At 63.1% G+C, this 26,169-nt stretch carries 28 protein-coding genes; 15 read left to right on the forward strand and 13 right to left on the reverse strand.

Translation table 11 applies throughout. The features are described from left to right. The first annotated feature begins 7 nt into the window (after positions 1-7). Positions 8-400 carry a DUF1304 domain-containing protein gene (locus tag LD110_RS14725; RefSeq protein WP_225499589.1) on the forward strand — a complete coding sequence of 131 codons (393 nt, stop codon included), beginning with the start codon at positions 8-10 and terminating at the stop codon, positions 398-400. A gap of 15 nt (positions 401-415) precedes the next feature. Here LD110_RS14725 and LD110_RS14730 read toward each other — a convergent pair whose 3' ends face one another. Further along, the gene (locus LD110_RS14730) at positions 416-1,420 is read right to left on the reverse strand and encodes an Lrp/AsnC family transcriptional regulator (protein WP_225499590.1); all 1,005 of its coding nucleotides are present in this window, start codon (positions 1,418-1,420) and stop codon (positions 416-418) included. A gap of 137 nt (positions 1,421-1,557) precedes the next feature. Between LD110_RS14730 and LD110_RS14735 the strand changes: the two genes are divergently transcribed. The 3 genes from LD110_RS14735 to LD110_RS14745 all read left to right on the forward strand — a co-directional run bounded on the left by LD110_RS14735 (position 1,558) and on the right by LD110_RS14745 (position 5,681). Further along, entirely contained in the window at positions 1,558-2,979 is a 1,422-nt protein-coding gene (locus LD110_RS14735) for an MFS transporter (protein WP_225499591.1), read from the forward strand. After that, complete coding sequence (locus tag LD110_RS14740; protein ID WP_225499592.1) at positions 2,976-4,232, forward strand: amidohydrolase; 1,257 nt, start codon at positions 2,976-2,978, stop codon at positions 4,230-4,232. The genes LD110_RS14735 and LD110_RS14740 overlap by 4 nt, the downstream gene beginning before the upstream one ends. Before the next feature lie 123 nt (positions 4,233-4,355). Next, positions 4,356-5,681: an acyltransferase gene (locus tag LD110_RS14745; protein WP_225499593.1), complete on the forward strand. Its 1,326-nt coding sequence runs from the start codon at positions 4,356-4,358 to the stop codon at positions 5,679-5,681. 147 nt (positions 5,682-5,828) lie between these two features. Here the strand turns inward: LD110_RS14745 and LD110_RS14750 are convergent, their stop codons facing one another. Then, positions 5,829-6,167, reverse strand: a complete 339-nt coding sequence (locus tag LD110_RS14750; protein WP_225499594.1) for a DUF1508 domain-containing protein — start codon at positions 6,165-6,167, stop codon at positions 5,829-5,831. Positions 6,168-6,483: 316 nt separating this feature from the next. On the opposite strand from LD110_RS14750, the gene LD110_RS14755 reads away from it, so the two are divergent. From LD110_RS14755 to LD110_RS14775, 5 genes are all read left to right on the forward strand, one after another. Beyond that, the gene (locus tag LD110_RS14755) at positions 6,484-6,843 is read left to right on the forward strand and encodes a GNAT family N-acetyltransferase (protein ID WP_225499595.1); all 360 of its coding nucleotides are present in this window, start codon (positions 6,484-6,486) and stop codon (positions 6,841-6,843) included. 239 nt (positions 6,844-7,082) lie between these two features. Beyond that, positions 7,083-7,856, forward strand: coding sequence for an SDR family oxidoreductase (locus tag LD110_RS14760; protein WP_225499596.1), 774 nt, complete (start codon positions 7,083-7,085; stop codon positions 7,854-7,856). Between the two features lie 2 nt (positions 7,857-7,858). Then, positions 7,859-8,995 (forward strand): L-idonate 5-dehydrogenase, encoded by a 1,137-nt coding sequence (locus LD110_RS14765; RefSeq protein WP_225499597.1) that lies wholly within the window; start codon positions 7,859-7,861, stop codon positions 8,993-8,995. Then, positions 8,995-9,267, forward strand: a complete 273-nt coding sequence (locus LD110_RS14770; protein ID WP_225499598.1) for a hypothetical protein — start codon at positions 8,995-8,997, stop codon at positions 9,265-9,267. The genes LD110_RS14765 and LD110_RS14770 overlap by 1 nt, the downstream gene beginning before the upstream one ends. A 163-nt stretch (positions 9,268-9,430) precedes the next feature. Further along, on the forward strand, positions 9,431-9,748 hold the full coding sequence (locus LD110_RS14775) for a hypothetical protein (protein ID WP_225499599.1): 318 nt from the start codon (positions 9,431-9,433) through the stop codon (positions 9,746-9,748). Between the two features lie 36 nt (positions 9,749-9,784). On the opposite strand, the gene LD110_RS14780 is transcribed toward LD110_RS14775, so the two are convergent. From LD110_RS14780 to LD110_RS14825, 10 genes are all read right to left on the reverse strand, one after another. Then, positions 9,785-9,925, reverse strand: a complete 141-nt coding sequence (locus LD110_RS14780) for a hypothetical protein (protein WP_225499600.1) — start codon at positions 9,923-9,925, stop codon at positions 9,785-9,787. Continuing rightward, positions 9,912-10,520, reverse strand: coding sequence for a TetR/AcrR family transcriptional regulator (locus tag LD110_RS14785; RefSeq protein ID WP_225499601.1), 609 nt, complete (start codon positions 10,518-10,520; stop codon positions 9,912-9,914). The genes LD110_RS14780 and LD110_RS14785 overlap by 14 nt, the downstream gene beginning before the upstream one ends. A gap of 25 nt (positions 10,521-10,545) precedes the next feature. Then, on the reverse strand, positions 10,546-11,154 hold the full coding sequence (locus LD110_RS14790) for a TetR/AcrR family transcriptional regulator (protein WP_225499602.1): 609 nt from the start codon (positions 11,152-11,154) through the stop codon (positions 10,546-10,548). 6 nt (positions 11,155-11,160) lie between these two features. Beyond that, complete coding sequence (locus tag LD110_RS14795; RefSeq protein WP_225499603.1) at positions 11,161-12,402, reverse strand: pyridoxal phosphate-dependent aminotransferase; 1,242 nt, start codon at positions 12,400-12,402, stop codon at positions 11,161-11,163. After that, on the reverse strand, positions 12,399-13,196 hold the full coding sequence (locus LD110_RS14800; RefSeq protein ID WP_225499604.1) for an SDR family oxidoreductase: 798 nt from the start codon (positions 13,194-13,196) through the stop codon (positions 12,399-12,401). Before LD110_RS14800 ends, LD110_RS14795 begins: the two co-directional genes overlap by 4 nt. Before the next feature lie 91 nt (positions 13,197-13,287). After that, positions 13,288-14,316 (reverse strand): biotin-dependent carboxyltransferase family protein, encoded by a 1,029-nt coding sequence (locus LD110_RS14805; RefSeq protein ID WP_225499605.1) that lies wholly within the window; start codon positions 14,314-14,316, stop codon positions 13,288-13,290. Beyond that, positions 14,303-15,097 carry a carboxyltransferase domain-containing protein gene (locus LD110_RS14810; RefSeq protein ID WP_225499606.1) on the reverse strand — a complete coding sequence of 265 codons (795 nt, stop codon included), beginning with the start codon at positions 15,095-15,097 and terminating at the stop codon, positions 14,303-14,305. Before LD110_RS14810 ends, LD110_RS14805 begins: the two co-directional genes overlap by 14 nt. Before the next feature lie 61 nt (positions 15,098-15,158). Next, positions 15,159-15,962 carry a LamB/YcsF family protein gene (locus LD110_RS14815; RefSeq protein ID WP_225499607.1) on the reverse strand — a complete coding sequence of 268 codons (804 nt, stop codon included), beginning with the start codon at positions 15,960-15,962 and terminating at the stop codon, positions 15,159-15,161. Between the two features lie 96 nt (positions 15,963-16,058). Further along, a complete protein-coding gene (locus tag LD110_RS14820; protein WP_225499608.1) occupies positions 16,059-17,408 on the reverse strand; it encodes an MFS transporter in 1,350 nt (449 codons plus the stop codon). Positions 17,409-17,458: 50 nt separating this feature from the next. Beyond that, on the reverse strand, positions 17,459-18,091 hold the full coding sequence (locus LD110_RS14825) for an RraA family protein (protein WP_225499609.1): 633 nt from the start codon (positions 18,089-18,091) through the stop codon (positions 17,459-17,461). 457 nt (positions 18,092-18,548) lie between these two features. Between LD110_RS14825 and LD110_RS14830 the strand changes: the two genes are divergently transcribed. From LD110_RS14830 to LD110_RS14850, 5 genes are all read left to right on the forward strand, one after another. Further along, positions 18,549-19,490: a 2-hydroxyacid dehydrogenase gene (locus LD110_RS14830; protein WP_225499610.1), complete on the forward strand. Its 942-nt coding sequence runs from the start codon at positions 18,549-18,551 to the stop codon at positions 19,488-19,490. Positions 19,491-19,593: 103 nt separating this feature from the next. Next, a complete protein-coding gene (locus LD110_RS14835) occupies positions 19,594-19,827 on the forward strand; it encodes a hypothetical protein (protein ID WP_225499611.1) in 234 nt (77 codons plus the stop codon). Positions 19,828-20,017: 190 nt separating this feature from the next. Beyond that, positions 20,018-20,305, forward strand: a complete 288-nt coding sequence (locus LD110_RS14840; protein WP_225499612.1) for a hypothetical protein — start codon at positions 20,018-20,020, stop codon at positions 20,303-20,305. 219 nt (positions 20,306-20,524) lie between these two features. Next, entirely contained in the window at positions 20,525-21,304 is a 780-nt protein-coding gene (locus LD110_RS14845) for an SDR family oxidoreductase (RefSeq protein WP_225499613.1), read from the forward strand. Positions 21,305-21,313: 9 nt separating this feature from the next. Next, complete coding sequence (locus tag LD110_RS14850) at positions 21,314-22,141, forward strand: glycoside hydrolase family 16 protein (protein WP_225499614.1); 828 nt, start codon at positions 21,314-21,316, stop codon at positions 22,139-22,141. On the opposite strand, the gene LD110_RS14855 is transcribed toward LD110_RS14850, so the two are convergent. Then, entirely contained in the window at positions 22,114-23,172 is a 1,059-nt protein-coding gene (locus LD110_RS14855; RefSeq protein ID WP_225499844.1) for an FUSC family protein, read from the reverse strand. The genes LD110_RS14850 and LD110_RS14855 overlap by 28 nt on opposite strands. A 187-nt stretch (positions 23,173-23,359) precedes the next feature. Here LD110_RS14855 and LD110_RS14860 point away from each other — a divergent pair, with 187 nt between their 5' ends. After that, positions 23,360-26,152 (forward strand): carboxypeptidase regulatory-like domain-containing protein, encoded by a 2,793-nt coding sequence (locus tag LD110_RS14860; RefSeq protein ID WP_225499615.1) that lies wholly within the window; start codon positions 23,360-23,362, stop codon positions 26,150-26,152. The last annotated feature ends 17 nt before the right edge of the window (positions 26,153-26,169 follow it).

A 26,169-nucleotide genomic window follows, 5' to 3' on the forward strand; every position in this document is an offset into this window, starting at 1 on the left:
TCAGCTTATGGTCCTGGCCTCCCTGCTTTTTGCGTCCATTGCGGCGCTACTGCACGTTTACATCTTCACCATGGAGTCGCTGACCTGGACGCGGCCGGCAACATGGAAACGCTTCGGCGTCGCCAGCCAGAACGACGCCGAGACCACCCGTCCGCTGGCCTACAACCAGGGCTTTTACAACCTGTTCCTGGCGGTTGGCGCCTTTGTGGGGATCGTCATGGTGGCGGTAGGGCGGCCGATGATCGGCTGGACACTCGTGTTCAGCTGCTGCGGTTCCATGCTCCTCGCCGCTTTGGTCCTGGCCGCCAGCGGCCGCAAGTACCTCCGCCCCGCAGCCATTCAGGGTACGACGCCGTTGATCGCCGTCGTACTTGGCCTCCTGGCCGTAGGGCTGGGTTAGCATCGGGAGCCCATCCTAGTGACCCTCCCTCCACAGCGGCAGCGGGACTACATCGACCGTCCGGCCATCCTTGTCCAACAAATGACCAAGCCGCTTATAGGTCCGGACTACTGCCTGGCGTGAGAGTACGGTGCTGCCCGGTGCCCTTGCCGCCAATTCCCGTTCATGGGCCTGGACTTCCAGATAGTTGCGAACCCATAGGGTCACCAGCAGGTTGTGGGGGCCCAAAACTTGTGCGCTTACCCGGCAACTAGGCAGCGCCGCGAAATACTGACCAATGGAATCGACATGGGTGGCCGGAACGTTGAGGCTCAAGGTGACCTCGCGCAGACCCCGTTGCGCCGCAGCTGACGTGTCACACCGCATCGTTATGTAGCCGGCGCCGAGGAATCGTTCCACCCGCCGTCGTGCTGTCTGGGGCGAGACGCCGCACGCCGCACCCAACTCCGCCCAGCTGGCCCGGCCATCCTTGGCTAATTCCTCGAGGAGGGCGGCATCCAGCCGGTCCGGTGAATAGGCAGGCGGCGAGGGTATTGGGGGTTTGGCCATAAGCCTTGCCCGGGCGGGCTCCAGCGTGCCGCTGCGCCAATCGGATGCCTGGCGGTAGAGCTCCGTGACGAAGACAACCTCCCTTCGGGTCACGCCGGGTAGCTCCGCAAACGAGCCGGTCACAATTGCCATCAGGTCTTCATGGGTGGAGGCGAAGCAGTCCACGAACAGGTCATGCTGACCGGACACCAAGGAGACGGTTCCGAAAGCCGGCTCGGCGCAGAGACGTTGGATCAGCGCGTCTTGTTCGGCAGGCGTTGACTGCAGGTTGATAAAAGCAGACCAGCCCGCACTGAGATATCGCGGTCCGGGAGCCGGGGTGATCCACGCCAGGCCCTGCTCCGCAAGCGAGCTCCAACGCCTAACAACGGTAGGTGCGGACAGCTCGAGGACGTCCCCTATTCGGGACCAGTCCGCCCTCGGATTGATCTGGAGGGCATTTACGATTTCGAGATCCAATTCAGAGATCATGGCAGATTCTTTCAAAATTCTGAGTATGAATGTGGATTTTGGTGAAAAACGGCCGGTCCACGTTGCCGCGTCCTAACGTGATTCCCGTCACTTCCGAAGTGAACTGTCCCGAATCACTCCAAGTCTCAAGGAAGCATATGGCCAACAAAACAGCCCCACCGGCCACCGAAGCCCTCACTCGCCGAACGATCACCGGCATGATCGTTGCCATGGCCCTGGTGGAAGCCCTCAGCGGCGTCACCCAGGGGTACCTCAACCCGATTCTGCCCGCCTTGGGCCCGGTTTTCGCCATCGACGATCCAACCATCAACGGCATCTTCCTGATTTCCAACGTCAGTTTTGCGGTGCTCACCCCGATCATCTCCCGGTTTGGCGACAGCTATGGATACCGGTTAGTCCTTCGGTGGTCCACGGCCGTAGTCGCACTTGGCGTCACCCTGATGGCACTCTGGCCTTCCCTGTGGACCGTGACGCTTGGCGTGGTGATGCTGACCTGCGTTGTTGGGTTCATTCCGCTCATGATGGGGATCCTGCGGGTAACTGACCCCACCAGCACCCGCAGGGGAGTGAGCGCCATGATCGGGATGCTGATGATTACGGTCGGCGTTGGTGGCTTGCTTGCCGGCATCGTTGGGGTCAATGACCCTACGCTCGGTTTTTGGGTAGCGGTGCCCTTCGCCGCTGCGGCCCTGGTTTGCTCCTTCATCCTGCCCGACGCCGGCTCGCCCACGCATGAGCGGATCGCGCTTGCGCCGCTGATTGCCTGTTCCCTTGGCCTGGTCGGCTTTGTTGTGGCGCTTTCCATGGGGCCCGAATGGGGTTGGCTGGATGCGCGCACTTTGGGCTCAGGATTGGCCGGACTTGGGTTGCTGGCCTATTGGGTGCGCCTGGATGCCTCCGAGGCACGAGGGGGGAAGCGGTTCATGGACCTACGCCTGCTAGCCAACCCCCGAATCCGCGCAGTCTCACTCGCCACGTTCTTCTTCGGCTTCGCCTCCATCAGCTACTTCGGTACGAACGGCATCTTCCTGCATGCCGACCCAGAGACAACGGGCTACGGATTCGGCCTTGGGTCATTCATGATCGCGGTGGTTCTCGCCGTGGCGTCCGTAGTTTCACTGGCTTCCTCCTTGCTGACTACGCGAGCCCTGAGCATGTTGGGGGAGCGGGTCACGCTGATCCTGGCGGGCACCCTACTGGCGGCCGGTTTCGTTGTGATGATCGCGGCGCACGCGTCCCTGGTTGGGTACTGCCTTGGTTTCGCGCTCTTCAACGTGAGCCTGGGCATGTATCAGGCCGGAACCCGCGCGCTCTCGGTGGAAGGCGTGCCGTTGGAAGAGACCTCGACTGCGGCTGGGCTCAACGAACTGGCACTGTCAGTGGGCATCGCCCTGGGCGCAGCCGTCGTCAAGCTCATTTCTTCCTCGTCCGTGGCGGCCGGACACATTAGCGAGGGCGGACTCACCGCCATCTGGATCGCTCTCGCCGTAGGCGCGCTCATCGCTGCAGGCGCTGCTTCCCGCTACCCAAAGTTCAATGCAGATCAGGTGATCGTATGAAGGCCACGGCTCCCGGGGTGTCGGACTCGATGGCGGCATCGGCCAGCGCAGAGGCCCGTCCAAACCGGGTCACGCCCCAAGGTCCCTGCACGGGAGGCAACCTCGATGACCGAGTCGGCGCCGCCGTCGAACGCTGGGAAGGAGACATCCTTCGCTTGAGCCATGCCATCCACGCCGATCCGGAACTCAGCGGCGAGGAGTTCCGGGCAGCAAAGCGGGTCACCGCGTTGCTGAAGGGTGCGGGCTTCAGGTTCGACGACGGCCAGCCGGTCCTGCCGGCGTCGTTCAGCGCGCGCTTCGGGACGGGTGAGCTGGTAGTGGCGTTCTGTGTTGAGTACGACGCGCTCCCTGTTATCGGGCACGCCTGTGGACACAACGTTAATGCGGCGTCGGCGGTTGGTGCCGCCCTGGCGCTTGCAGCAGTGGCCGACGACGTTGGCGTTACGGTCAAGGTCCTCGGAACTCCGGCGGAAGAATCAACCGGCGGCAAAGTGGAGCTTATCAAGGAGGGCTACTTTGGGGATGTGTCGCTGGCGGTGATGGCACACGCCGCGGCGGAAGATGTCATCGGCGGGTCGTCGTTGGCAATGAGTATGTGGGACGTGCTCTTCGAGGGCCAGGCTGCCCATGCCGCCGCGGCACCCGAGGAGGGCGTCAACGCCTTGGATGGGCTAGTTGTCGCACAAACCGCTATCGCGCTGGCACGTCAGCAACTGCCAGCAGGGTCGGTGGTGTCCTTGATAGTCAAGGAGGGAGGGAGCGCCGTCAATGTCATACCCGATCGGGCACAGGCCAGTGTGGAAATGCGGGCACCCAGCATCACGAACCTACGGGTGATCCAAGAGCGAGTTCGACGCTGCCTTGAGGCGGGAGCGCATGCGAGTCGCAGCGCACTGACCATCACGCCGTCCGGCAACGACTACGCCGAACTGCGACAGGACCCATTCCTCTCGGAGGCGTACCGGCGCGCAATGGCTCTGAGGGGACGGGTGGTGGTTTTCGACGACAAGCCAGTGGCCTCGACGGATATGGGCAATGTCTCCCAACTGGTTCCGAGCATCCACCCAGCGTTGGGGTACGACGTTGGCGGCGCCGCCCACCATACGGCAATGTTCGCTGCCTACGGCGCTTCAGCTTCGGCAGACCGCGCCGTTCTGGACGGCGCGTTCGGACTTGCGATGGCAGCTGTCGCTGCAGCCATGGATCCTCATCAACGCTCGCGACTGCTTTCGTCGGCCGGTCCTGAATACTGAGGGAGGCTTGGAGGTTCCCCGCCAGACCCACCCGCCCGGACCCGCTGGCCCGGGCGGGTCGAGCGGCGCAAAATGGAGTCAGCAGGCGGCACACCGGCCGCCGTGCGTCGGTGGGGGAACGGAATGGAGAGCCGAAGGCACATAGGGTTCGTCGCAAGGACCAGGGCGCATGGCACAAGTGCCGATTCCGCGGTTGCGTCACCGTCCGCGGAAAAATACACCAGTGTGCCGCGGGACGTGGCCATCGACTTTGCGCGATTCATCTGCCTCGCGTTGGTGGTGGTGGGCCATTGCATGATGATGAGCCCGGTCCTGAATCCTGATGGAACAGTGACCACAGAAAACACGCTCGCACTGCAGCCCTGGTTTGTGCCGGTGATCTGGATTGTGATGGTCATGCCGCTGTTCTTCGTGATGGGCGGTGTCACGGGACTGCAATCCTGGCGGCGCCTGCGCGCACGAGGGGGAACCGGCATCGAATTCGCCCAACTGCGCCTCCTTCGTCTCATTCGCCCGGCCACAGCGCTCCTCACGTGTATGTTCCTGGGCCTGTGGGCCGCACGGCTTCTCGGGGTGGACCAGCAGGTCATCCAGCTAATGGCCAGCGGGGCGGGTATGCCGCTGTGGTTCCTCGCGGCCTATCTGACTGCCCAGTTGGCGGTCCCCGTTCTGGCCCGGCTCCACGATCGCGCGCCCTGGCTGACTTTGGGCGCGCTTGTAGCGGCCGTGATTGCCGTGGACTGCTTCCGCGGGGCGTTCCCAACATTGGCCTTCATCAACCTTGTTTTCGTGTGGTGCGCAGTCCAACAGCTTGGGTTTCTTCTTGCCGACGGTGCTGCGGACCGGCTCAGTCGAACCCAGTTGGTGGCGGTTGTGGCCGGAAGCAACCTGGTCCTGGGCGTCGTGACCGGCCTTGACCTCTACACGGGCAACATGCTGGTGAACCTGAATCCTCCCAACCTTTGCTTGTTCCTTCTGGGGATTTCCCAGGCAGCGACGTTGCAATTGCTTCGGCCCGGGATGGAGTGGCTGATGTCCGTTCAGTGGATCCAGGCGATGGTGTCGGTGTCAGGGCGAAGGGCAATGACCATCTACCTGTGGCATTTGCCTCTTTTGGTTGCCTTGTCCGGTGTCCTGCTACTGACGGATTTCCCGAAGCCGGCTGCCACTACCGCTGGATGGTGGTGGGCGCGGCCGCTGGTCCTCATCGCCGTGATCGGGTTGCTGATACCCGTCCTTGCTGTATTCGGGAGGCTTGAGGACCGGCCGATCGCGGGTCCGCACAGCAGACGCCGGCCTGGCGCCGCGGTGGTGACTGCCGTCGTCGTGGTTTTTGTCCCGGTAGTGGATGCCGCGCTGAACGGACTGACGCTTGGTCTGCTGGGCGGGGGAGCGGTGTGCTTCGCCCTCGCCGTGCTGTTGTTGGGGCGCGTTCCCGCGAGGGCGTGACGTTCCTTCCCACTTACTGGTTTGCAGACGGAACCCCGAACGTACGGAAAGCCCTGAAGCCGGGCTTGGCTACTGCCCGCCGAAGGCAATAACTGGGCATGGGCGTCGTGGCTCCATTGTGTGCGTGTGGCTGGTGCGGCTGGCGGCTTAGGCCACTCCGCTCCACTGGGGAGTGCGAGGATGGCGGACCGGCTTCAAACGCGTGTGGAAATCGTTCGGCGCAGCGCACTGATCCTTCTCAAGCGTTCGGGCAGGTAGCTGACGGGGTGCCGGCAAGGGCGCAGCCGGTTGAACTGCGGTTGCCTTCGGACAGAGGTCGGTGATCAGGCCCATGCCTGCGTACTCACGCACTGCGCTGATCCCTGCGACTGCCGCGGCCTTGTCGGGGAACGCCATGGAGAGCGCCACCACGGTCCCGTCGGGAGCCTTGAGTCGGAATCGGAAACTCGCGTCAACGTCAACAAACAATTCAAACGTGCCGGCCATGCTGTCCTCCCGATCTGGCGGCACGTCCTAGGTGGCGCCTCTGCCTACGAAGCGGCCACGGACTGCGGCAATGCGGTCCGTCCCGCTGGATGGGTGGTACTGAACACTTGATGAAGAGTCTTTCGCAATGAGGTCACATGCCGCTAGACCTATTGCGTAACCCCTTTGTAAAAACCTTGCAACGGCGTGCGCCCGCGTCGGGTGGGCGGGCCGGAGTGGCGTGCTCCTGTGGCGTCGGGCCGGTTGAAGGACTGACCGACTTCCGCCTGGATGAGTCGCCATTGCAACGGTCCGTTTTAAGTGCAAGGCTCGATCCATGACTGAGTTCACGGTACGCGACGATGCTGAGCCCTTCAGCGCGAATATCACCACAGTCAGGAACGACAAGTTCCATCGCTATGAGTTGCGCGTGAACGGCGAACTGGCAGTCTATTCGCAATTTATGGATCGGCCAGGGCACATCGACTTCATCCATACCGTGACCGCTGAGAAGTTCAAGGGGCGGGGCTTGGCGAAGATCCTGGCCCACTTCGCCTTGGACGATGTGATCGCCGCGGGCAAGCGGATCATTCCGCACTGCCCGTTCATGGCGTCCTATCTCCACAAGCATGAGGGCTACGAGCTCTCCGTTGACTGGCCGGCGGAGCCCCCGGAGGGTGAACCGGGCAACGAATAGCATCTCAAGGCAAAATGCCCTGCGCCGCCGGACCCCGGTGGCGCAGGGTTTTTTACGTCTCCTGAGCCCAGCGTTCCATTTTGGCTGAGCGTGCATCAGCTCCTCAAAACTGTGAATTTTGAATCAAATGAGAAAAGATTCTTGATTTCTCTCCGTCCCGCTTCTACGCTTGAAACAAAGCCTTTCGACCCCCGCAGTGAGGCATTGCCGCCTCGGTGAATCCGATGAAAGAAGTGCAGATGGAGACCAACCCTTTTGACCTGACGGGCCGCACGGCGCTCGTCACGGGCTCAAGCCGAGGCATCGGGCAGGCGCTCGCCGCGGGGCTTGCCGCCGCCGGTGCCAAAGTAGTCCTACACGGTCTTGACCCCAGCCGGCTGGAACTGAGCCGCAAAGCGCTCGCGGAACGCTTCGGCGATGACAGGATCGCCGCCGTCGCCTTCGACATCACGGATGAACCGTCGGTTTCGCTCGGAGTGGCGGAGGCCGAAGAGAAGGCTGGGCCGGTGGACATCCTGGTCAACAACGCCGGAATCCAGCACCGCGTACCCCTTCTTGACTTGGCGGTTGAGGACTGGAATCGAGTCATCTCCACAGACCTCACCAGCGCTTTCTTGGTCGGTAGGGAAGTTGCCCGACGTATGCTCCCGCGTGGCCGGGGAAAGATCATCAACATTGGATCCGTGCAATCGGACCTCGCCCGGCCCACTATTGGCGCCTACACGGCTGCCAAAGGTGGACTACGCAACCTCACGCGAGCCATGGCCGCAGAATGGGCCGGTTCTGGTCTGCAAATTAACGCCGTAGCCCCCGGTTACATTCACACAGAAATGACGCAGGCCCTGGTGGATGATGTGGAATTCAATTCCTGGATCTGCAAGCGGACCCCTGCCGGTCGCTGGGGAACAGTCGATGACCTTACAGGCCCTGTTCAGTGGCTGGCATCCGAGGCTTCTGCGTACGTGAACGGACAGACCATCTTCATTGATGGCGGAATGACGGCGGTGGTCTGACGATGAGTGACTCAGTCTCAACCAAGGCTGGCGAAGACACCCACAGGCACCTAAGCCCGGCAGAAGCCAGCACTGAAACTGTGGCCGACGCCGGGGCAGCCCTCGTAGTCCACGGAGTGGGCGACCTCCGGCTGGACCCGATCGAGCTCGGGACCCCGGAACCCGACCAGGCCGTCGTCGAAATTGCCTACGGCGGCATCTGCGGCTCCGACCTGCACTACTGGCTCCATGGAGCAGCCGGGGAGTCGATCCTTCGGCAGCCTTTGGTCCTCGGCCACGAAGTGGTGGGAACGGTCAAAGTGGCCGCCGCCAACGGAACCGGCCCCGCTGCGGGCACTAGAGTGGCCGTCCATCCCGCCACTCCCGGCGGCACGGGAGCCCGCTATCCGGAGGACCGACCCAACCTTTCCCCGGGATGCACCTACTTGGGCAGCGCCGCACGGTTTCCCCACACCCAGGGTGCCTTCAGCCAGTTGGCTGTCCTGCCCGTGAGGATGCTGCGGCATCTGCCGCCAGGACTCTCACTCCGGACAGCCGCCCTCGCCGAACCCGCAAGCGTGGCGTGGCACGCGGTGGCCCGAGCCGGTGACGTCAAGGGCAAGCGCGCACTGGTGATCGGCAGCGGACCGATCGGTTGCCTCATCGTCGCCGTCCTGAAGCGGGCGGGAGCATCGGAAATCGTAGCCGTGGACGTCCACGAAGAACCGCTGGAGATTGCCCGGAAAGTCGGTGCCACCCGCACAATCCTGGCAGCGGACGCCGAGGCGATTGCCGCCGTCGAAGCCGATGTCACCCTTGAATCCTCCGGAAACTACCGGGGCCTGGACTCCGCCCTCCGGGGCACCATGCGCGGTGGGAAAGTGGTGATGGTGGGGCTCCTGCCTAGCGGTGAACAGCCTGTGGCTATCTCCCTCGCCATCACGCGGGAACTGGAACTCCTGGGCTCCTTCCGTTTCAACTCCGAGTTGGACGAGGTCCTAGAGGCGTTCGCGGACGGCAGCCTGCTCGTTGACCCAGTTATCACCCACGAGTATCCCTTCAGCGAATCCCTGGAAGCTTTCAACACCGCCAAGGACTCCCGGCTCTCCGGCAAAGTCCTGATTTCCTTCAATTCCGGAACAAGCACAGGAGCAAACTGATGTTGCGGACCAGGCCAGAAACGATCACCCGTCCCGCGCAACGGCTCACCGCGGAAACCGGCACCCACTGCCCCCTGAGCGGGTTGTGGGCACCGAACGGCGAGGAGGCCGCGCCCGCCAACGTCCTGGAAGGCAGCATAATGCCCACGTACCGGAGCGACCGCGTTCAATGGACCCTGCTGAAGCCGTTCAGGGGGCTTGTGGGTTCACAGCTCGGCAGTGGTTCGCAGCTCGGCAGTGGTTCGCAGGCTGACTTTGGTTTACAGGGCTGAGCAGCGGCCTCGGCGGCAGCGCGCGGATTTTAGTTCCCGGGACAGCAGCTCCCGACGACGGCCACCCACCATTGAGCGTCGGCTCGCCGAGGCCCGCACGTCGCGGGCGCGCATAGCCAGCGACATTCGGACCCTGCTTGTTCGCAGGAACGAAGCAACGGCGATGGCACTGGCAGACCGTGTGTCTGTCGGCGCCATCGCCTCTGCTGCGGGAATCAAGGCCGCGGATGTCAAGCGCGTCGGCAGCAGCTACACGGAGTTCGATTTCTCCGGGACACCCCATCGCGTTCACTTGGCCCGGCTGGCGGATATCGCCGCCGCGCTGAAGGAAGCCCTGGAGGAACGGGAACGGGCTGAAGAGCAGCTTCGCGTGGACGTTGAAGAAGCCCTCAGCAGCGGCCAATGCGATCTGTTTCGGGTCGCCGCCGTGGTGGCAGTCACCGCAGAACGTGTCCGCGAACTCCTGCGACGGGCATCCTAACAGCCTGCTCTTGCTGTTTGAGTGGCTCCGCGGCCCTTAGCCGTCGCCGTTACGGTCGACGGCGGGGCTGCCGCCGTGGCTTTGCGCGGGATGGTGGCGTTCCGCCGTGGCTTTGCGCGGGACGGTGACGTCCCGCTGGCGGTGACGTTCCGCCGTCGTACTCTTACGCGCTCTCAACCTCTGCGGACGCGAGCCTGGCACGGTCCTCGCTCCAGCCTGACAAGGCTCCCTTGAGGGCGGAGACCAGGCGCGTGGTGGCTTGGTCCTTGTTCAGGCCGACTGTGTTGATGAGGTCGAGGATTTCGCGGGGGTCGAAGAGGATGTTCCACAGGAACATGGCTTCGTCGCCGAGGGGCTCAAGCCCGAGTTCCTCGCAGGTCTCGCGTAGGGGACGTTCCAGGGCGTCGGCCTGCACTGTGATGTAGAAAGCCCCCTGGCGAAGGCGCTTCAGGTAGCCCTCGCCGGAGCGGGTGTAGAGCATGGCGCCGCCGTGGCGAACCACAAGCTCCACCCACTTCCGGCTCACGGCCTCGAGGAGGACGAGGCCCGAAGACTCTTGCTTAAGGCTGAAGTCGCGTAGTTTCTCGCCGACTCCAAAGCGGTATTCGGAGAGGACTTCCTCCACGGAGGCGAAGTGTCGGTAAGCGGTAGCCGTGGAGATCTCGGCCTGCTTGGCGATGTCCGTCATGCTGATCGGACCACGCCGGGCTGCAAACAGCTGCCCCGCGGCTTTGACGAGTTGTCTGCGGTTGCGCTGTGTGTCACTACGCATGATTCGGCACCCTTTCGTTACCTCCCTAGCTTAGGTCCTTACGCGGTGCCCACCCTTTGAGGGCCCCCATGAAGGTACGCGTGAGGCGATCGGAGACCTGGTCCGGCGTGAGTCCGACGCTGTGGATGACGTCGAAAATTTCGCGGGGGTCGAAGAAGACATTCCAAAGGAAGAGCGCCTCATCGCCAAGCGGCCCGGTCCCCAGTTCCTGTAATGCCTCGTCCAAGGGACGCCGCAAGGCCTCAGCCTGGACGGTGAGGTAGTAGGCGCCGTCTCGAATGCGGGCAAGATAACCTTCGGCAGAGCGCGTGTGGATCATGGAACCTCCATGCCTGACCACCAATCGCACCCACTTGCCGCACACCAGCTTCAGAAGCTCAATCCCACTGGCGCCCTGCACCTTGCTGAAGGACAGGAGCTCCAGGCCCACCTCATAGCGGTAGGCCGCCAGCACTTCTTCGACGGATGCAAAGTGCCGGTAGGCGGTAGCCGTCGAGATTCCTGCCTCCGCGGCGACCTCTGCCATGGTGGCGGTGCCGCCGGCTCCAAAAAGGCGGCCGGCGGCACTGACAAGAAGCGAGCGGTTCCGCTGGGTATCTATTCGCAGGCCGGAAGCCGGGTCCGCGAGCTGCATCCGGAGTTACCTCAGGGCCGCTAGGCCAGCGGCAAGCCTCTCCACGCCGAGAGAGATCGCTTCGGCGCTTGCCGCGTAGGACAAGCGGAGGTGGTTCTCGCCGTTGCGGCCAAACTCGCTGCCGGGACGGACCGCAACACCAAAGTCGCGCAGGTGGGCCACCATCTCAGCCGCGGGCATATCGACGTCGTACTTCGGGAAAAGGTAGAACGCACCTTCAGGCGAGCTGACCGTCAGGCCGGGAATCCGGTTGAGGCCTGCGACCATGAGCTCGCGGCGGGCGGCATAGGAAGCGTGCATGCGTTCGATGTCCGGTCCGCAGGTCATAAGGGCGGTGAGCGCGGCCAGCTGGACTGCGGTGTTCATGGAGCCGTTGAAGGTGTTGTGTACCCTGGCAGCCGCCTTGATGACCTCGGAGGGACCCCACAGGTAGCCGACGCGCCAGCCGGTCATGGCATAGCTCTTGGAGAAGGTCTGGCAGTAGATGGTCCGGCCGGCGAGACCCGGAATCTCGAGTGCTGAGACGAAGGGCTCGGGCGTGTAGACGAGGTCGCTGTAGGCCTCGTCGGAGAGCACCAAGGTTTTGGTTCCCGCTACGAGGTCGGCCAAAGCCTCCAGCTCGCGCCGCGAGTGGACGATGCCCGTGGGGTTGGATGGGTTGCAGAAGACGAAAAGCTTGGCGTCCTGCAGCGCATCAGCCAATGCCTCGAGGTCCCAGTGCAGGTCTTCGGCGAGGGGTACGGGCACGATCGTGCCCCCGGCCATGCTCACCAGATCCGCATAGAGGGAGTACGTAGGGTCCGGTATGACCACTTTGTCTCCGGGGTTCACGATGCCGAGGATGGCGGCGGATAGTCCCGCGGTTCCGCCTTGGGTGATGAGCACGTCGCTGGAGCTGGCAACCCCGCCGAGGAGCTGGCCGATACGGGCAGCCAGCTCCTTACGGAGCTCAAGCTCGCCGAGCAACGGCGAGTAATGGGTGTGGCCCTCTTCGAGGGCCTTCGCCGCAGCGGCCCGGACCTGGGCCGGAGTGTCGAAATCCGGCTCGCCCATGGCCAAGGACACCAGGTCCCCCTTGGACTGGGGTTGCTGGACCCGGAGCGAGGTGCGCAATACGCGCTGTACGGCTTCGGACGGCTGGAAGCCGTTGACTACTGCGGTGGCGGATTCGAGGGTCATGGTTGTCCTGCTTTGGCTGGTTGGATGGTGGGCGATGGTGCCAGGCGAGTAGAGGCGTCGGGGTTTCATTGTTCCGGCCGATCCTCGGCGGGAGCGCCGGCCCACCTGCTGATTTCAAGGTCTCCGGACGTGTCCCGCTGCACGGTTGGGGCGATCACGAGTTCCTGGACCACGGTGCGCTGTGGCAGGGTGGCCACCAAATGGATGGCCCGGGCTACGTCCTCGGGTTGGACCATGTTCTCGCGTTCTTCCTGGCGCGGCGGCCGCGCCCTGTTGTCCAGTATTGGTGTGGCTGTTTCACCGGGAAGGATGGTGACGGCGCGGAGGCCGTCATTGCGGAACGTGTTGTGGAGGTAGGTCATGAAGTTGCGGACGGCTGCCTTGGCGGCCCCGTACGCGGCGCCACCCAGAAGGTTGGGGTTGACGGCAGCCAGGGAGGAAACCGTGATGATCGTTCCGGTTTTCCGGCCGAGCATGTCCGGCAATACGGTCTGGGTCAGGAGGTAGACTGCGTTGAGGTTGACGTCCAGGACGTTGTTCCATTCCTCCTGGCTGATCCAGCGGACGTTGAGGACCTTGCTTGAGCTGCCTGCGTTGTTCACCAGGATGTCCACGGGGCCCAAGGTGGAGCGCACCCATTCGACCAGTCCCTCGACGTCCTCTTTCGAGGAGATGTCGGCCGGCTTTGCGTAGGCGCGGCCGCCGTTGGCGGTGATTTCTGCTGACACTTCTTCCAGGACGTCACCGCGCCGTCCCACCAGTACGACGGCGGCACCCTCCTTGGCGAGGAGCGCTGCGGTGGAGCGTCCCATGCCTGTGCCGGCCCCGGTGATGACCGCTACTTTTCCTTCAAGAAGTCCCATGTTTCCGTTCCTTAGTGCGTGACACAAGCATCACATATGCGAAAAGTTTCTCATTTGAGACTCGTGGGAGTCAAGTCTTTGCCGGGGAGGATCAGGCTGCGGCCGACTGTGGCGCGGTGCTGGCCTGCAAGGGAAGACCAACCGCGGCGAAGAGGTTTCCCACCCGTTCTTCCAACGCCATCAGGCGCTGTTGCTCTTCGCGGTGGGTCTGGACGGCGTGCTGATGAGTGACCCATCGGAAGCGCATCTTTTGACCCGGACAGGCCTGGCCGAGCATGGGCAGGCAGGCCTTGGTGGCAAACGCGACGATGGGGTAGCCGGCCGTGAGGGTCCGGTACCTGCCCAGGATGATCAGCTCGTCACCGTGCGGAATCTCGAAGGCCCCGATAGGAACGCCATGGGACACGATTTCGCCCAGGCCCTTGGGGTGGACCACCGGGCCGTCGAGCCTAAGGCCCACATGGTTCGACGTCGGCGTCACGGTGTATTCCCGGGTGGCGAGCAGTTCCCTGATCCCCTCCGCGGCATCGGTTTCCGGCCCCTCTACGATGTCAACAGTCCAGGGCCCGGGACTGAAGGCTGGCACCGGGACTGGCAGCCGGAAGAGAGGCTGCGTTAGGTAGGGGTGCTCAAAGCCTGTGTAGGCAGTCCGCAGCTCAAGGGCCTGGCCAGCGGCGATCACCTGAGGGAAACCCATGCGGGCTTCAGGCGCTGCGCTGCCCATAAACAGGTCCGTGGACAGCGAACCGTTGAAAGCCAGATAGTTACGCATGCCATTCCTGGCGTTGGCGATGACCACGCGAGCCTTGGACGGAACACACACCGGCTCCCACAGCCGGACCGGCTCTCCGTTGACGGTCACGTCTGCCGGGGCGCCGGTCACGGATATCAGCACAGGGGCCTGCGGTGTGAAGGCGAATCGGCCGCCCATGATTTCGATGGTGGTGGCCGACCGGTGGTTTCCCACCAGGATGTTGGCCAGGGCGGCGGAGTGCTGATCGGCCGCTCCACCGCAGGGCACGCCCATGAATTCAGAGTGTTCGCGGCCCAGATCCTGGAAGGTGGATAGCCAGCCGTGTTCCGTAACCTTGATCGCCACCGTCTGCTCAGACTGCGCCATGGGAAGTCCCTTCATCGCTCGGGTCCACCACGTCCCGTGCATTGGCTGCCCTCAGGAATTGGCCCTCAAGTAGAGCCCATTCACTTTCCGGGACCACCTTGAAGTGAACCTTGTCTCCCGGTTTGTACGAGGTGGCAGGGTCTTCGTGGATGTCGCAGATCGTCAGTGGCGTGCGGCCAATGACCTTCCAGCCCGTGGGCCCGGGGAAGGGCTGGATGATGGCGTTTGTCCCGGCCACCATGACGGAGCCGCTGGCCACATTGGTCCGTGGCTCCTTGCACCTGCTGACCTGCCCGGGAAACTGGACGGTTCCCATCATGGGTGCCATAGCGGAGGCCAGCAGGTTGATGGACAGCTCCGATGCTTCCAGCCGGCCCAAGACCTCTTCCGGCCTGATGCCCAGCTCGGCGGCGACATCGCCAAGATCGGGTGCGAATTCATCGTTGACCACCATGGGGATGACGAACTGCGTGAAGTCCCCATCTGCTTGATGCCCGTCTAGTCCAAGTCCTGCCACCGCCAGCCGGATGGTCTGGGCTAACTGCTCGTGGCTGACTGCCAGGCAATCAAACTCCACGAGCAGTGAGTCGACTCCCGCAACCACATCCTGCAGCCCATAAGGTCGCACTTCGAGCAGGATCTCGCGCAGCCTCCGGCTGCCGGCCTGGCGCTCCTCAGCGCTCCCCGCAGCCACACTCACCATGAGTGCTGAGTCTCCAAAAGGGATGGCCTTGATGTCCGGTGGTGTTCGCCGTTGCTGGGGCGCTGCGTGGGTGCTCATTGTCCTTGGTTCTTTGTCTTCTCGCGGCCCTTGCATCGGGGCCGGGGCGTAGCAACTGGGATCAGACTGACGCCAGGCGCGCCTTTTCCGCAAGGACTTCCTGGAGCCCTGTTGCCTCGATTCCGGCCTTGTCCAAGGCTGCCCGCAGAGCCGTGCCGTTTTCCAGCACCTGCGGGTGGTCGCCATGGAGAAGGACGACGTCGGCGTCGTGGCCGAGCGGGACCACCTTGCCGGTGACGGCGCGAACCGTGCCTTCAGTGACAACCTGGACTACTCGACGCCCGATTTCCTCAGGGTCGTGAAGGAGCGCGCCCTCGGTGTTGCGCGAGACGGGCATGCCGTCTTCACCGTAGCCGCGGTCGGCTAGGAATACATAGCCCACCTGGAGTCCACGCTTGCGGGACTCTTCGGCGAGGAGGCCTTGCTGGCAGATCACAATGTAGGAGGGATCGTAGGCTGCCACCGCATCGGTAATGGCGCGGGCATGCTTGGCATCTGTCTGGGCGATGCTGCCCATGCGGCCGTGCGGAGCCACGTGGCTGATCTTGCCGCCGTGGATGCGCGCGAAGGCATCCAGTGCGCCGATCTGGTACAGCACGTCGGTGCGGATTTCCTCTTCGCTGGCTTCGATGAGGCGTCGACCGAAGCCCACAAGGTCCGGGTAGCCCGGGTGTGCGCCAAGTTCAATGCCACGCTCGACGCAGGACTTGACGGTGGCGTCCATGACTCGGGGGTCGCCGGCGTGGAATCCGCAGGCGATGTTGGAGGAGGTGACGAGGCCGAGCAGCGCTTCGTCGTCGCCGATTGTGTAGTTTCCGTAGCTTTCGCCGAGGTCGGCAACGACGGCGACTTTGTTGATGCCCAAGGTGACTCCCGATGTTTCGTGTTTGGTGACTTGCTGTTCGACGACGGCGGCTGGCTCGCAGTGGCCGGCCGGCCGCCGTCGTCGGGGGCTATTTGATTAGTGGGTCTGCAGGGGCTGGCCCTTGGTTTCCCTCAGGAAGAACACGGACGCCAGCGTGATGATCGCGGTGCCGATCGAGGCATACGCAGGGACCATGCTGTTACCGGTTGCCTTGATAATTTCCGTCATGACCAGCGGAGCACTGCCGCCGAAAATGATGGTGCTGAGGCTGAAGCCGATGCTGTAAGCGCTGTAGCGGACAGTGGTGGGAAACATTTCGGTGAGGACTGTGTGCACAACGGCCGCGTGGCCGGAGAATGCGATCGCCATGACCACGGTGGCGATGCACGCCAGGAGCATGTTGCCGGTGGTGATCATCGCGAACATCGGGTACGAAACGGCTGCCATGAGGATGGCGGACAGGGCCAGGACCGGCTTGCGGCCGATTCGGTCGGACAGGCGGGCCATCAGCGGGATGGAGATGATGATGGCCACGAGGCTGAAGGCGGTAACCGTCAGGGCCTGCAGCATGCTGAAGTTGTTGCCGCTGCCGAGCTGGGTCTTCAGGTAGGTGGGCATGTAAGCGAACAGCAGGTAGTAGCCGGGGCCGTTGACCGCGGGCAGGAAAATGGTTAGCGCGATGGCCTTCAGGTGGCGCTTGGACGTGAAGACCGTGCGCAGCGGGTTCCGCTCCACCTCTTTGCGCTCGCGAAGAGCTGCAAAGTGCGGGGTGTCTTCCATCTTGGAACGGATGTAGAAGCCGATGTAACCCAGGGGGACAGCGAACAGGAACGGAATGCGCCAAGCCCACGATTCCATGGTGGCGTCGCCAAGCGTGGTGATGAGGAGCGCGGAGAAGGCGCTGCCGAAGAGCAGTGCGCAGAAGGAACCGACTGCGATGAAGCTCATGGAGTAGTTGCGGTGGCGGTTGTGGGCGTATTCGCCCACGAACGCCATGGCACCCGCAACTTCGCCACCGGCGGAGAAGCCCTGGAGGATGCGCAGGAGGATCAGGATGGTCGGCGCCGCCCAGCTGATAACGCTCGACGACGGGATGAGGCCGATGGCGGCGGTGGCGCCGGAGATGAGCAACAGGAGCATGGCCAGCAGGTTCTTGCGTCCGAGCTTGTCACCCAGGTAGCCACAAATGACACTGCCGAATGGCCGGGCGAGGAAGCTCACAAGGAAGCCGACGTTGGTCAGGAGCAGGGATCCAAGGTCCTTGGATCCCATGATGTTGATGGCCAGGTACGTGGTCAGGAGGCCGTAGATACCGTAGTCGTACCACTCCACGAAGGAGCCCATGGTGCCGGCGAGTGTAGCCTTGCGCACCACTTTGCCGTCGGCGGTGACGACCTTGACTTGCGCGGTGTTCAGTTCCACTGATTCCGTCGATTGGTTAGTCATGGTGGGTTCTCTCAGTTTAGGTCCCGTAGTTGGGGGAAGGGATTGGGGGCTTAGGAGTATTCGCGGGTGATTTCTGCGGTCATCTCGGCTTCGTGGATTGCCACGGCCTTGACGGCTTCAAGGATTTCTTCGGCGCGGGCCTGGGGGATGATGACCACGCCGTCGTCGTCGGCTGCCACGATGTCGCCGGGAGCGCAGACAATGCCGCCGATTGCCACCGGTTCGCCGATGACTCCGGGTCCGTTCTTGAACGGGCCCGCCGGGGTGGTACCGCGCGCAAAGACCGGGAACTTGATCTCGGAGATGGTTGCGCGGTCCCGGACATAACCATCGATGACGGCGCCTGTAGCCCCGGCTGCCGCAAAGCGCTGCGAGAGCTGTTCGCCAATCAATGCCCTGTGCTCGTGGCCGAATCCGTTGATGACGATGACGTCTCCGGGCTCGATGTAGTTCAGGGACTCGATGACTGCTGCGTTGTCGCCGGCTGCACCCAGCACAGTCAGTGCTGATCCGACGCAGTGGGCGCCCGCCCACACCGGATTGATGTGGCCATCGACGAGGCCCAGACGTTCCATGGCGTCCCCAATGTGTGCCACCGGAAACTGCTCGAACGCCTGCACCAGTTCGCGCGGGGGCCGCGTCCATGGAGCCTTGCGGACGGTGAGTTCGAGGGTTGTTGCCATTTGTTCCACCTTTGGTTGGTCCAGGCTTCCCGCTGCCGGGATTGCCTTGAGACGTCAATCACATATGAGAAAAGTTTCGCGTTTCTTCCCTTCAGAGTCAATACCAATCTGTTTCAAGGATGTAAAAGATGTGCGGGACTCGTTGTTTCCGTGTGTCTTAGGGGATTTCTGGGAGCCTTGCGACGCTATAGACGTAGAGAATCTCTTCTCATTCGCGAACCATGTCTCAGTCTGGTGGGTCAGTTCGCTCGGTTTCGGTTCGATTCGCGGAAGGGCTCGCGCGACCCTTGACGGCCGATAAAGAATGAGAAAAGATTCTCATATCTTCATAGCCCTCCACACCCCTGCCGGAAGTCTGTGTTCAGATCGGTCCCCTAGAAAGCGCAGTCCCCGAAAGCGCGTCTTAGGGGCTGCCGATTGTTCACAAACTCGCCGCTCCGGCAACGAAAGGCTTCCCATGCAACTCGTCCACACCGTCACCTTTCCCGACCGGGAACTGCTCGACCGGCTCCAGCCGCTGCCGGCTTCACTCCGGCCCGCAATCTGGGATCTCCGCTCCACACCGCAGGGGACGGAGCTTCACGAAATCGACGCCGTCATCCTGCCCTACCTGAACGCGGGGGAGGTCCTCGGCGCACTCGGCACGGTGCCTAACCTCAAATTCGTGCAGGCACAGTCCACCGGCTATGACGGCATTGCAGAGGCGGCAGGTTCGGAGGCAGGCGTGGCCAATGCGGCAGGCGTACACGCGGCCGCGACGGCGGAACTCGCCGTGGGACTGATTCTCGCCAAGCTGCGCGGCATCGACGTCGCTGCCAGGGACCAACTGTCCGGCGCCTGGCGGCCCGAACGCCGGAAGTCTCTGGCCGACCGGAACGTGCTCCTGGTTGGCGTCGGCGGAATCGGCCATGAAATTGCCAAGCGGCTGGAACCATTCGAAGTCCAGCTGACCAGGGTTGGCAGTACGGCGCGGCGCGACGAATTCGGCGATGTCCATGCCGCCTCTGAACTGGCTGAACTCGCGGCCACGCACGACGTTCTGGTGACGGTGACTCCGCTGAGCGACGCGACGCACAACTTGATCAACGCCGAGGTCCTCGGGGCCCTGCCCGATGGTGCGCTGGTGGTGAACGTTGGGCGCGGCCCGGTGGTGGACACCACGGCTCTGACTGCGGAGGTGGTCTCCGGCCGCCTGCATTGCGCGCTCGACGTCGTTGATCCGGAACCGCTGCCGGCCGACCATCCGCTCTGGCTGGCCCCGAACGCGCTGATCACGCCGCACGTGGGTGGCAACGCCTCCGCTTTTGAGCCGCGGATCCGGAAGTTGCTGGCACGGCAGCTCGAAGCCCTCGCCGAAGGCCGCAAGCCGGACAATCTGGTTCAGACCGGCCCGTTCTAACCACAACTCCGCCAGCCACCAGCAGCAAGGAACACGACGTGTCAACGGATGAACCGCCCGCCCCAATGGCCACATGGCGGCCTACTAGGAAGGCCACAGCGGCATGAAGTGGGCCCGAAGCACCATAGACGGCCGGGACTGGAACGTTGTGGACTTCAGCCGGCTGCACCCTGAGCGGCTTCGGAGAAACCGACGGGAACTCGTCTGCGTGGCCTGCGGTGCACCCGCGTTCTTCCGTTCTGCCTCGGGGACTCGGCCGCCCACCTTCGGTGCCCACCACCGGGAGGGCTGCGTTGCCGTTGCTCCCGCATGGTCTGTGTTCCGCTACCTCCAGTAGGTCAGCCCGACGGCGGTGCCCCCTTGGCGGGGCACCGCCGTCGTGTCAGGGAGCCGACTCAGGTGCAGGCGCAGGGTCCACCTTCGAGGTGCCACGTGGAGCAAAGACCGCCGACTAAAAATGTCAGACCGTCCCCATAGGCTCGAAGTGATCGGAAAGCTCACAGCGTTCAGGGGAAGGGGGAGGTTTAATGACTGTTGGGCCGTTCATTGACGGTGAGGACGCGTGGGTTCCCGCCGAGCAGTTCAAGGATCGGGAAGACTCTCTCCTGCTGGGCACGGTGGGCCTTCCGCTCGCTTCCGTTCTCACCGCAGATGGCGCCCTGCAAGTGGCACAGACCGCGGACCGTCTCATCGCCTGGGCCACAGCTATGAAACTGCGCGCCCTGGCCCGGGTCGAGGGCCATCGGCGAAGAACTGAACACCGACGAGACCCTGCGGCGCCGCGGAAACCAGCCGAGACGGTTCGGCGGGAATGAGGCGCATGGACCTATGCCCACACGTCCCCTAACGGCCACCTCACCTGGCGCTCACCGCGTGGCCGGGTCTATAGCACCGAACCCAGTGATTTCGGCGTGCCCGCCTACTCGCAGGAGCCCGAGCCACCTCCGTTCTAGGGTGATCCTGCGTCGATCCGGAGCAATATTGCCCGCGCAACCTTGCCACCAAATGCCATCTCGCGGGCATAGTCTGGCCCCATGACGACTCTTGCCAATGAACGCACGGCTCTGGTCACCGGTGCCACGGCAGGCCTGGGGGCCGAGTTCGCTCGCCAACTCGCGCAGGACGGACATCACTTGGTCTTGGTGGCACGGGATGAAGAGCGGCTGCGGAACACTGCCGAGGTGTTGGAGCGGGATTTCAGCATTTCTGCCGAAGTGCTGTCAGCCGACCTGACCACCGACGACGGCGTGGCGGCTGTGGCAAATCGGCTGCGGGATGCGTCGCGACCGGTTGATGTTCTGGTCAACAACGCTGGCATCGGTTTGCTGAAGTCGTTTGAGAAGAACGAGCTGGAAGAGGAGAGGCGCCACCTGAGGCTGCACGTCCAAACGCCCATGGAGTTGTGCCATGCGGCGCTGGAAGTGATGCTGGCGCGGCACACGGGCAGGATCATCAACGTGGCCAGTGTTGCGGCATTCGCCAACCGCGGCAGTTACTCGGCGGCCAAGGCCTGGCAGGTTACCTTCAGTCGCTGGGCCAACACGGCCTATGGGCGCTCCGGAGTGCAGGTGACGGCGGTATGCCCCGGTTTCACGCACACCGAATTCCACGAGCGGATGGGCATGGACAAAACCGTGGCTCCACGATTCCTGTGGCTGACTGCTGAACGCGTGGTGCGCGAAGGGCTGGAAGACAATGCCCGCGGAAAAGCCGTCTCCATCCCAACCAAGCGTTACAAGGTGATCTCGGCCCTCTCGCGGATCATGCCAGCCCGGCTGACATCAGGCCCGCCGAGGCGGCCAGCCAAGCAGTAGGTGGCGGCTTTGGCGAATGAACGCACCGACGACGGCGGCCCGCTCCGTTCTGTGGGCGGCGCCCAGTTCGAGCTTGAATTCAAGGACGAGTTCGATGAGGGAATACTGAGCGACGAGCGATGGGTGGACCAATACCTCCCTCAGTGGACCACACCCGAGCGCTCTGAAGCCCGGTACGACTTCGACAATGGCCTTCGCCTCCGAATCGATGTTGACCAACTTGCGTGGCGGGAGGATGAGGGGCCGATGCGCGTCTCCAACATCCAGACGGGGACGTTTTCCGGACCGCTGGGTTCCCGGCTCGGCACGCACCGGCACACGGAAGGCCTCACTGTAAGAACCCCCGTGCCGGTCCGGCGCCTCTGGCTACCCGCCAGAGAAGGTTTGGTGGAAGCGACGCTTCAGGCAAGCCATGATCCGCATTGCATGCTGGCCATCTGGTTGGTCGGCTTTGAAGAGACGTCGCCAGCGGATTCCGGCGAAATCTGCATCGCCGAGCTTTTCGGCCAAGCCATGGGACACAACGCGTCAACTGTTCGGCTGGGAGTGAAAGCGATCAATGATCCGCGACTCCATACCGACGTGGTGGACCTGAATGTGCCGTTCGATGCGAGGGACTCCCACAGCTATGGCGCGGCCTGGAACGCTGATGAAGTGCACTTCCTCGTTGACGGCCAGGTCGTCCGAACTGTGCAGCAGGGCATTGCCTACCCACTTCAGCTCATGATCGGGCTCTTCGAATTCCCAGTTACCCCGACGCGTCACGGTGATGTTTATCCGAAAACCGCCTTGGTCCGCGCAGTTCGCGGCTACCGCCGTCGGGCTGAAAAGAACTGACGCGCGGGCAGCCGCACCGCTACAACCACCAGGATCCCGATCCCGGCACCCACAAACGTCTCCACTGCCCGGTCAACAATTAGAGGGCCCGGCTGTGCCGGCGCGGCGAGTTGCGTCATGAGCAGGATAACCGGCGTGAAGAACACCATCGCCCAGCCATAGTGCCGCGCCATAAACAGTTCCGTGGGGAACTGGAAAGCTATCACCATCAGGGCCAGGACGGTTGTGGTGTGGTCGGGAACCAACTGCAGCGGAGACAGGGGCCAAGGAAAAAGTACGACGGCGACAATCGCCAAGCCGAGGAATGTCCCCACGATGCGGTGGATACCCCGGTGGACGCGAGTTACGGTGTCTGGCGCTGCCAGCGGTACGGCGGCCGCCGCCATGGCCCAGTGCGGGTGGACGCTTCCGGACAAAACGCCGATGGCCCCGGCTGCGCCGACCGCAATGACGTACCTGGAAGCGTGAATCAAGATATCGGCTCGGCGACGGCTTGCTGCAGCTCGCAGCTTCCAGAGCGGGACGCTCCGCCACCGCCTCGACCGAAGCCATCCGGCAAAGCCCACAAGGAGGGAAAAGGCAGCCGACGCCGCAGCAATCAACACGGCTTGGTAGGCAGGAATCGCCACGGGGACCGACGCGCAGGCACCCAAGGCCAGGATTCCGAAGAATGGACCTCCGGGCTTGAGCCTCACGCGGTCGGAGAACCATGAACCAACACCGGCCAACAACGCTTCCACGGCTACAAGGCCCCACGAGCCGATGTGGTTGACGGACAGCGTAACCCCCACGCTGACCCCGCCCAGCAGCAGGAGCGCACCCTGCAGCTGGTGCAGCAGGCGGAGCTGGTGTGGCTCGGTGCGGCCGTACATTCCCGTGAGGCCGCCGAACACTGCGTAGATCAGCAGCTCAGGCCGCCCCAGAACCAGGAGTGCCACACCCGGCACCGCCACACTAATGCCCACTCGCAATGCGGATATGCGGTCCTTATTGGCTGGTCCCAAGGTATGAAGCGCCCGGGCATGCGCCATGGCTGAGGACACGCTAAATCACCACCAAGGAAGGAATCGGTAATTCGGAAATTATCAGACGGGCCTATTTGTAACGAATGCTGGCGTCAAACAAGGACATTGTTAGCGTGCCCTAGAATGTCCAAGGTTGTAGAAACAATCAATGGGGGTGCGGCTACGGCCGCCGTGAATGAAAGGCGGCGGCGTAATGCGCACCGCGATTTTACGTGTCCTGTCCATGGCATTGGCAGGACTTTTAGTCGTTCTCGGTATCGGCCCGGGCCCGGCAAATGCCTATGAACCTCCGTTGGCGTACGTGGAAGGTTCTGTTAGTGCGCCACCCGGAACAAGATTGGAACTGCTGAGGGCTGAGCTCACGATGCTCCAGGCAACGTCAGTCACTGCTTCGGCGGCCGTAGGCGCTGATGGTCGATTCCGCATTCCATTCCGCGGCCAGACCCATGGCAACGTTCGCATTGTTGGCGGCGACACCGGCTTGGCGAATACGTGGTACGGCAATTCGGCCAAGCAGGAGGAAGCGGCAACAATTCCTTTGTATGGTCACGGAATTCGGGACATCAATGTGGCAATGGCGCCAGGCGGATCAATTTCCGGCAAAGTAACGCTCGCCCCTGGTAGCGGTACTGACATGTGGACCGTGTTGGCCCAGAGCACGTTCACCAACCCCAGCGGGGTACAGTCGGTCGCAACTACCGCCACCGCTACCCTTGCTTCGGATGGCTCCTACTCCATCAAGGGGCTGGCCGCGAATGGCTACAAAGTGAGCCTCGTTCACCGCTACGGAGGTTGGACCGACGCCTGGTACGGCGGCGTTGACGAGTCGTCGGCCACGTCCGTGAGTGTTGGAACCGGGGCCAATGCCACGGGCATCAACATCGTTGTCAACAAGGCCACTATTTCCGGGACCGTCAGTTTTGCCGCTGGCGTCACCCCTGAAGGTGGCCGCGTGACGGCACACTCGGTCACTGGGCATGCCCTCGCGACGGGCTTCTTTGGACCTGATGGTACGTTCACGATTCCGCGCGTTCCATCCGGGCAGGTCAAACTGTCGTTTGGAACCAATTATGCTTCCCAGCTCCCGGAGTCGATTTGGTATCCGCAGGCGGGTTCGCAGGCGGGGGCCGAGGTCCTGACGCTTGCACCGAATGAGTCAAGGACCGGTGTTGTCCTGCAGATGCAGGCCTCGGGTGCCGTGACAGGCACGGTGACCGGCGCAACCGGGCCAGTGAACGTGGATTTGCTGGATTCTGCGGGTGGCGTGGTCCGGTCGACAACGTCCGATGGCGCAGGGGCCTACTCGCTGACAAGGTTGGCCGCGGGAGCGTTCAACGTCCGCTTCGGCTTTGATGGAATATCGGCAACCTCGCCACAGGCCGTGCCTCAGTACTACCCTGGCGTCCCTGAGAACCTGGGCCAATCTGCGGCTGGAGCGGTCACGGTCAACGCAGGGGGAACCTCCTCCGGCATCGACGCCCAAATGACGCCCGGGGGCAGCATCAGCGGCACAATCCTCAATGATGACGGCGGAACAGAGCCGTGGCTTTCCGTGAGCGCGATCTCCGTCAATGGCTCTGTCACGGAACGTCGGGCCGTGACGGATGGGGCGGGGCGTTTCACGATTTCGAGGCTGGCGGACGGCGACTACATCCTGGAAACCAACACCAATCCCCAAAGTTCGCACATGATTTCCTATGGTCGCATCTATTCGGGCAACGTCCGCGATAGGCAGCAGGCGTCGACGATCTCTATCCACAGCGGGCAATCTGCGGACGCCGGCACACTGTCCTACGCCACCGCCGGAAAGACCGCGTCGCCGTCGTCGGGCACGTTTGTGGCGGTTACGCCCACCCGCATCCTGGATACGCGCAATACGCCCGGCAACGTCTCGGCCGGCATCAACCAGCCGGTGCAGGTCGCTGGCGTGGCAGGAATCCCGGCGGATGCCTCCGCAGTTGCCCTTAACCTGACCGTCACCCAGCCCACGGCATACGGTTTCGTGGCCGCCTTCCCTTTCGGAAAGCCGAATCCATCGACGTCCAATGTCAACTACAGCGCCAACCAGACCGTTCCGAACTATGTTGTGGTTCCGGTCAAGGACGGCAAGATCATGCTCGGCAACGAGGGTTTCGGGTCCGCGCAGCTGATCGCCGACGTCGCAGGCTACTTCACGGGCGGGCTGCCCATCAGTAGTGGCGCATACCAGGCAGTGGCGCCGTTCCGGGCAGGCGACAGCAGGGTCAACAACGGCGGAACACCTGGCGGGCAGGAATTCGATGTCCAGATCGCCGGGCGTCCGGGGTTGCCGGCCGAAGTCGGCGCGGTGGTAGTCAACATCACCGCGGCACGGACCACCTTCAACAACGAACCCAGCGGCTTCGGATACCTGACAGCCTACGAAACCGGTACACAACGTCCCGGCACGTCCAACCTGAACTACGACTACGCGGCGGGCGACATCCCGAACCTCGCCATTGTTCCAGTGAGCGCCGACGGCAGGATCACCATAGCCAACACCTCCGCCAAGCACGTCGGCATCGTGGTGGATGTGATGGGCTACTTCCTCAAGGGTGCCGCGGCAACACCGGGCTCCTTCCAATCAATGGAGCCCAAGCGGTTCCTCGATACTAGGTCGAACCCCGCTGCCGTTGCCGGCGGGCAAGATGTCACCGTTGCCGTGTCCGGCGTCGACGGCGTCCCCGCAGGAGCGCGGGCGGTGATGGTCAATCTCACCGCCACGCAACCGTCGTCGTACGGTTTCCTAACGGCCTACCCGACGGGACAATCCGTTCCGAACGCGTCCAACGTGAATTACTCCAAGGACCAAACCGTCGCGAACTTCGCAGTGGTGCCCATTGGAGCGGACGGGAAGATCACTATCCACAACACGTCCTCGGGCTCAGTCCAGGTAATCGTGGACGTGATGGGCTACATCCGCGGTTACGACTGCGGGACGGCTGGGGCGGGCGCCCGCCCCTTATGACAAAGAGGGTTCCTCCG

Origin of the sequence: Arthrobacter sp. M4 (genome assembly GCF_020251205.1) — a bacterium.
Lineage (GTDB): Bacteria > Actinomycetota > Actinomycetes > Actinomycetales > Micrococcaceae > Arthrobacter.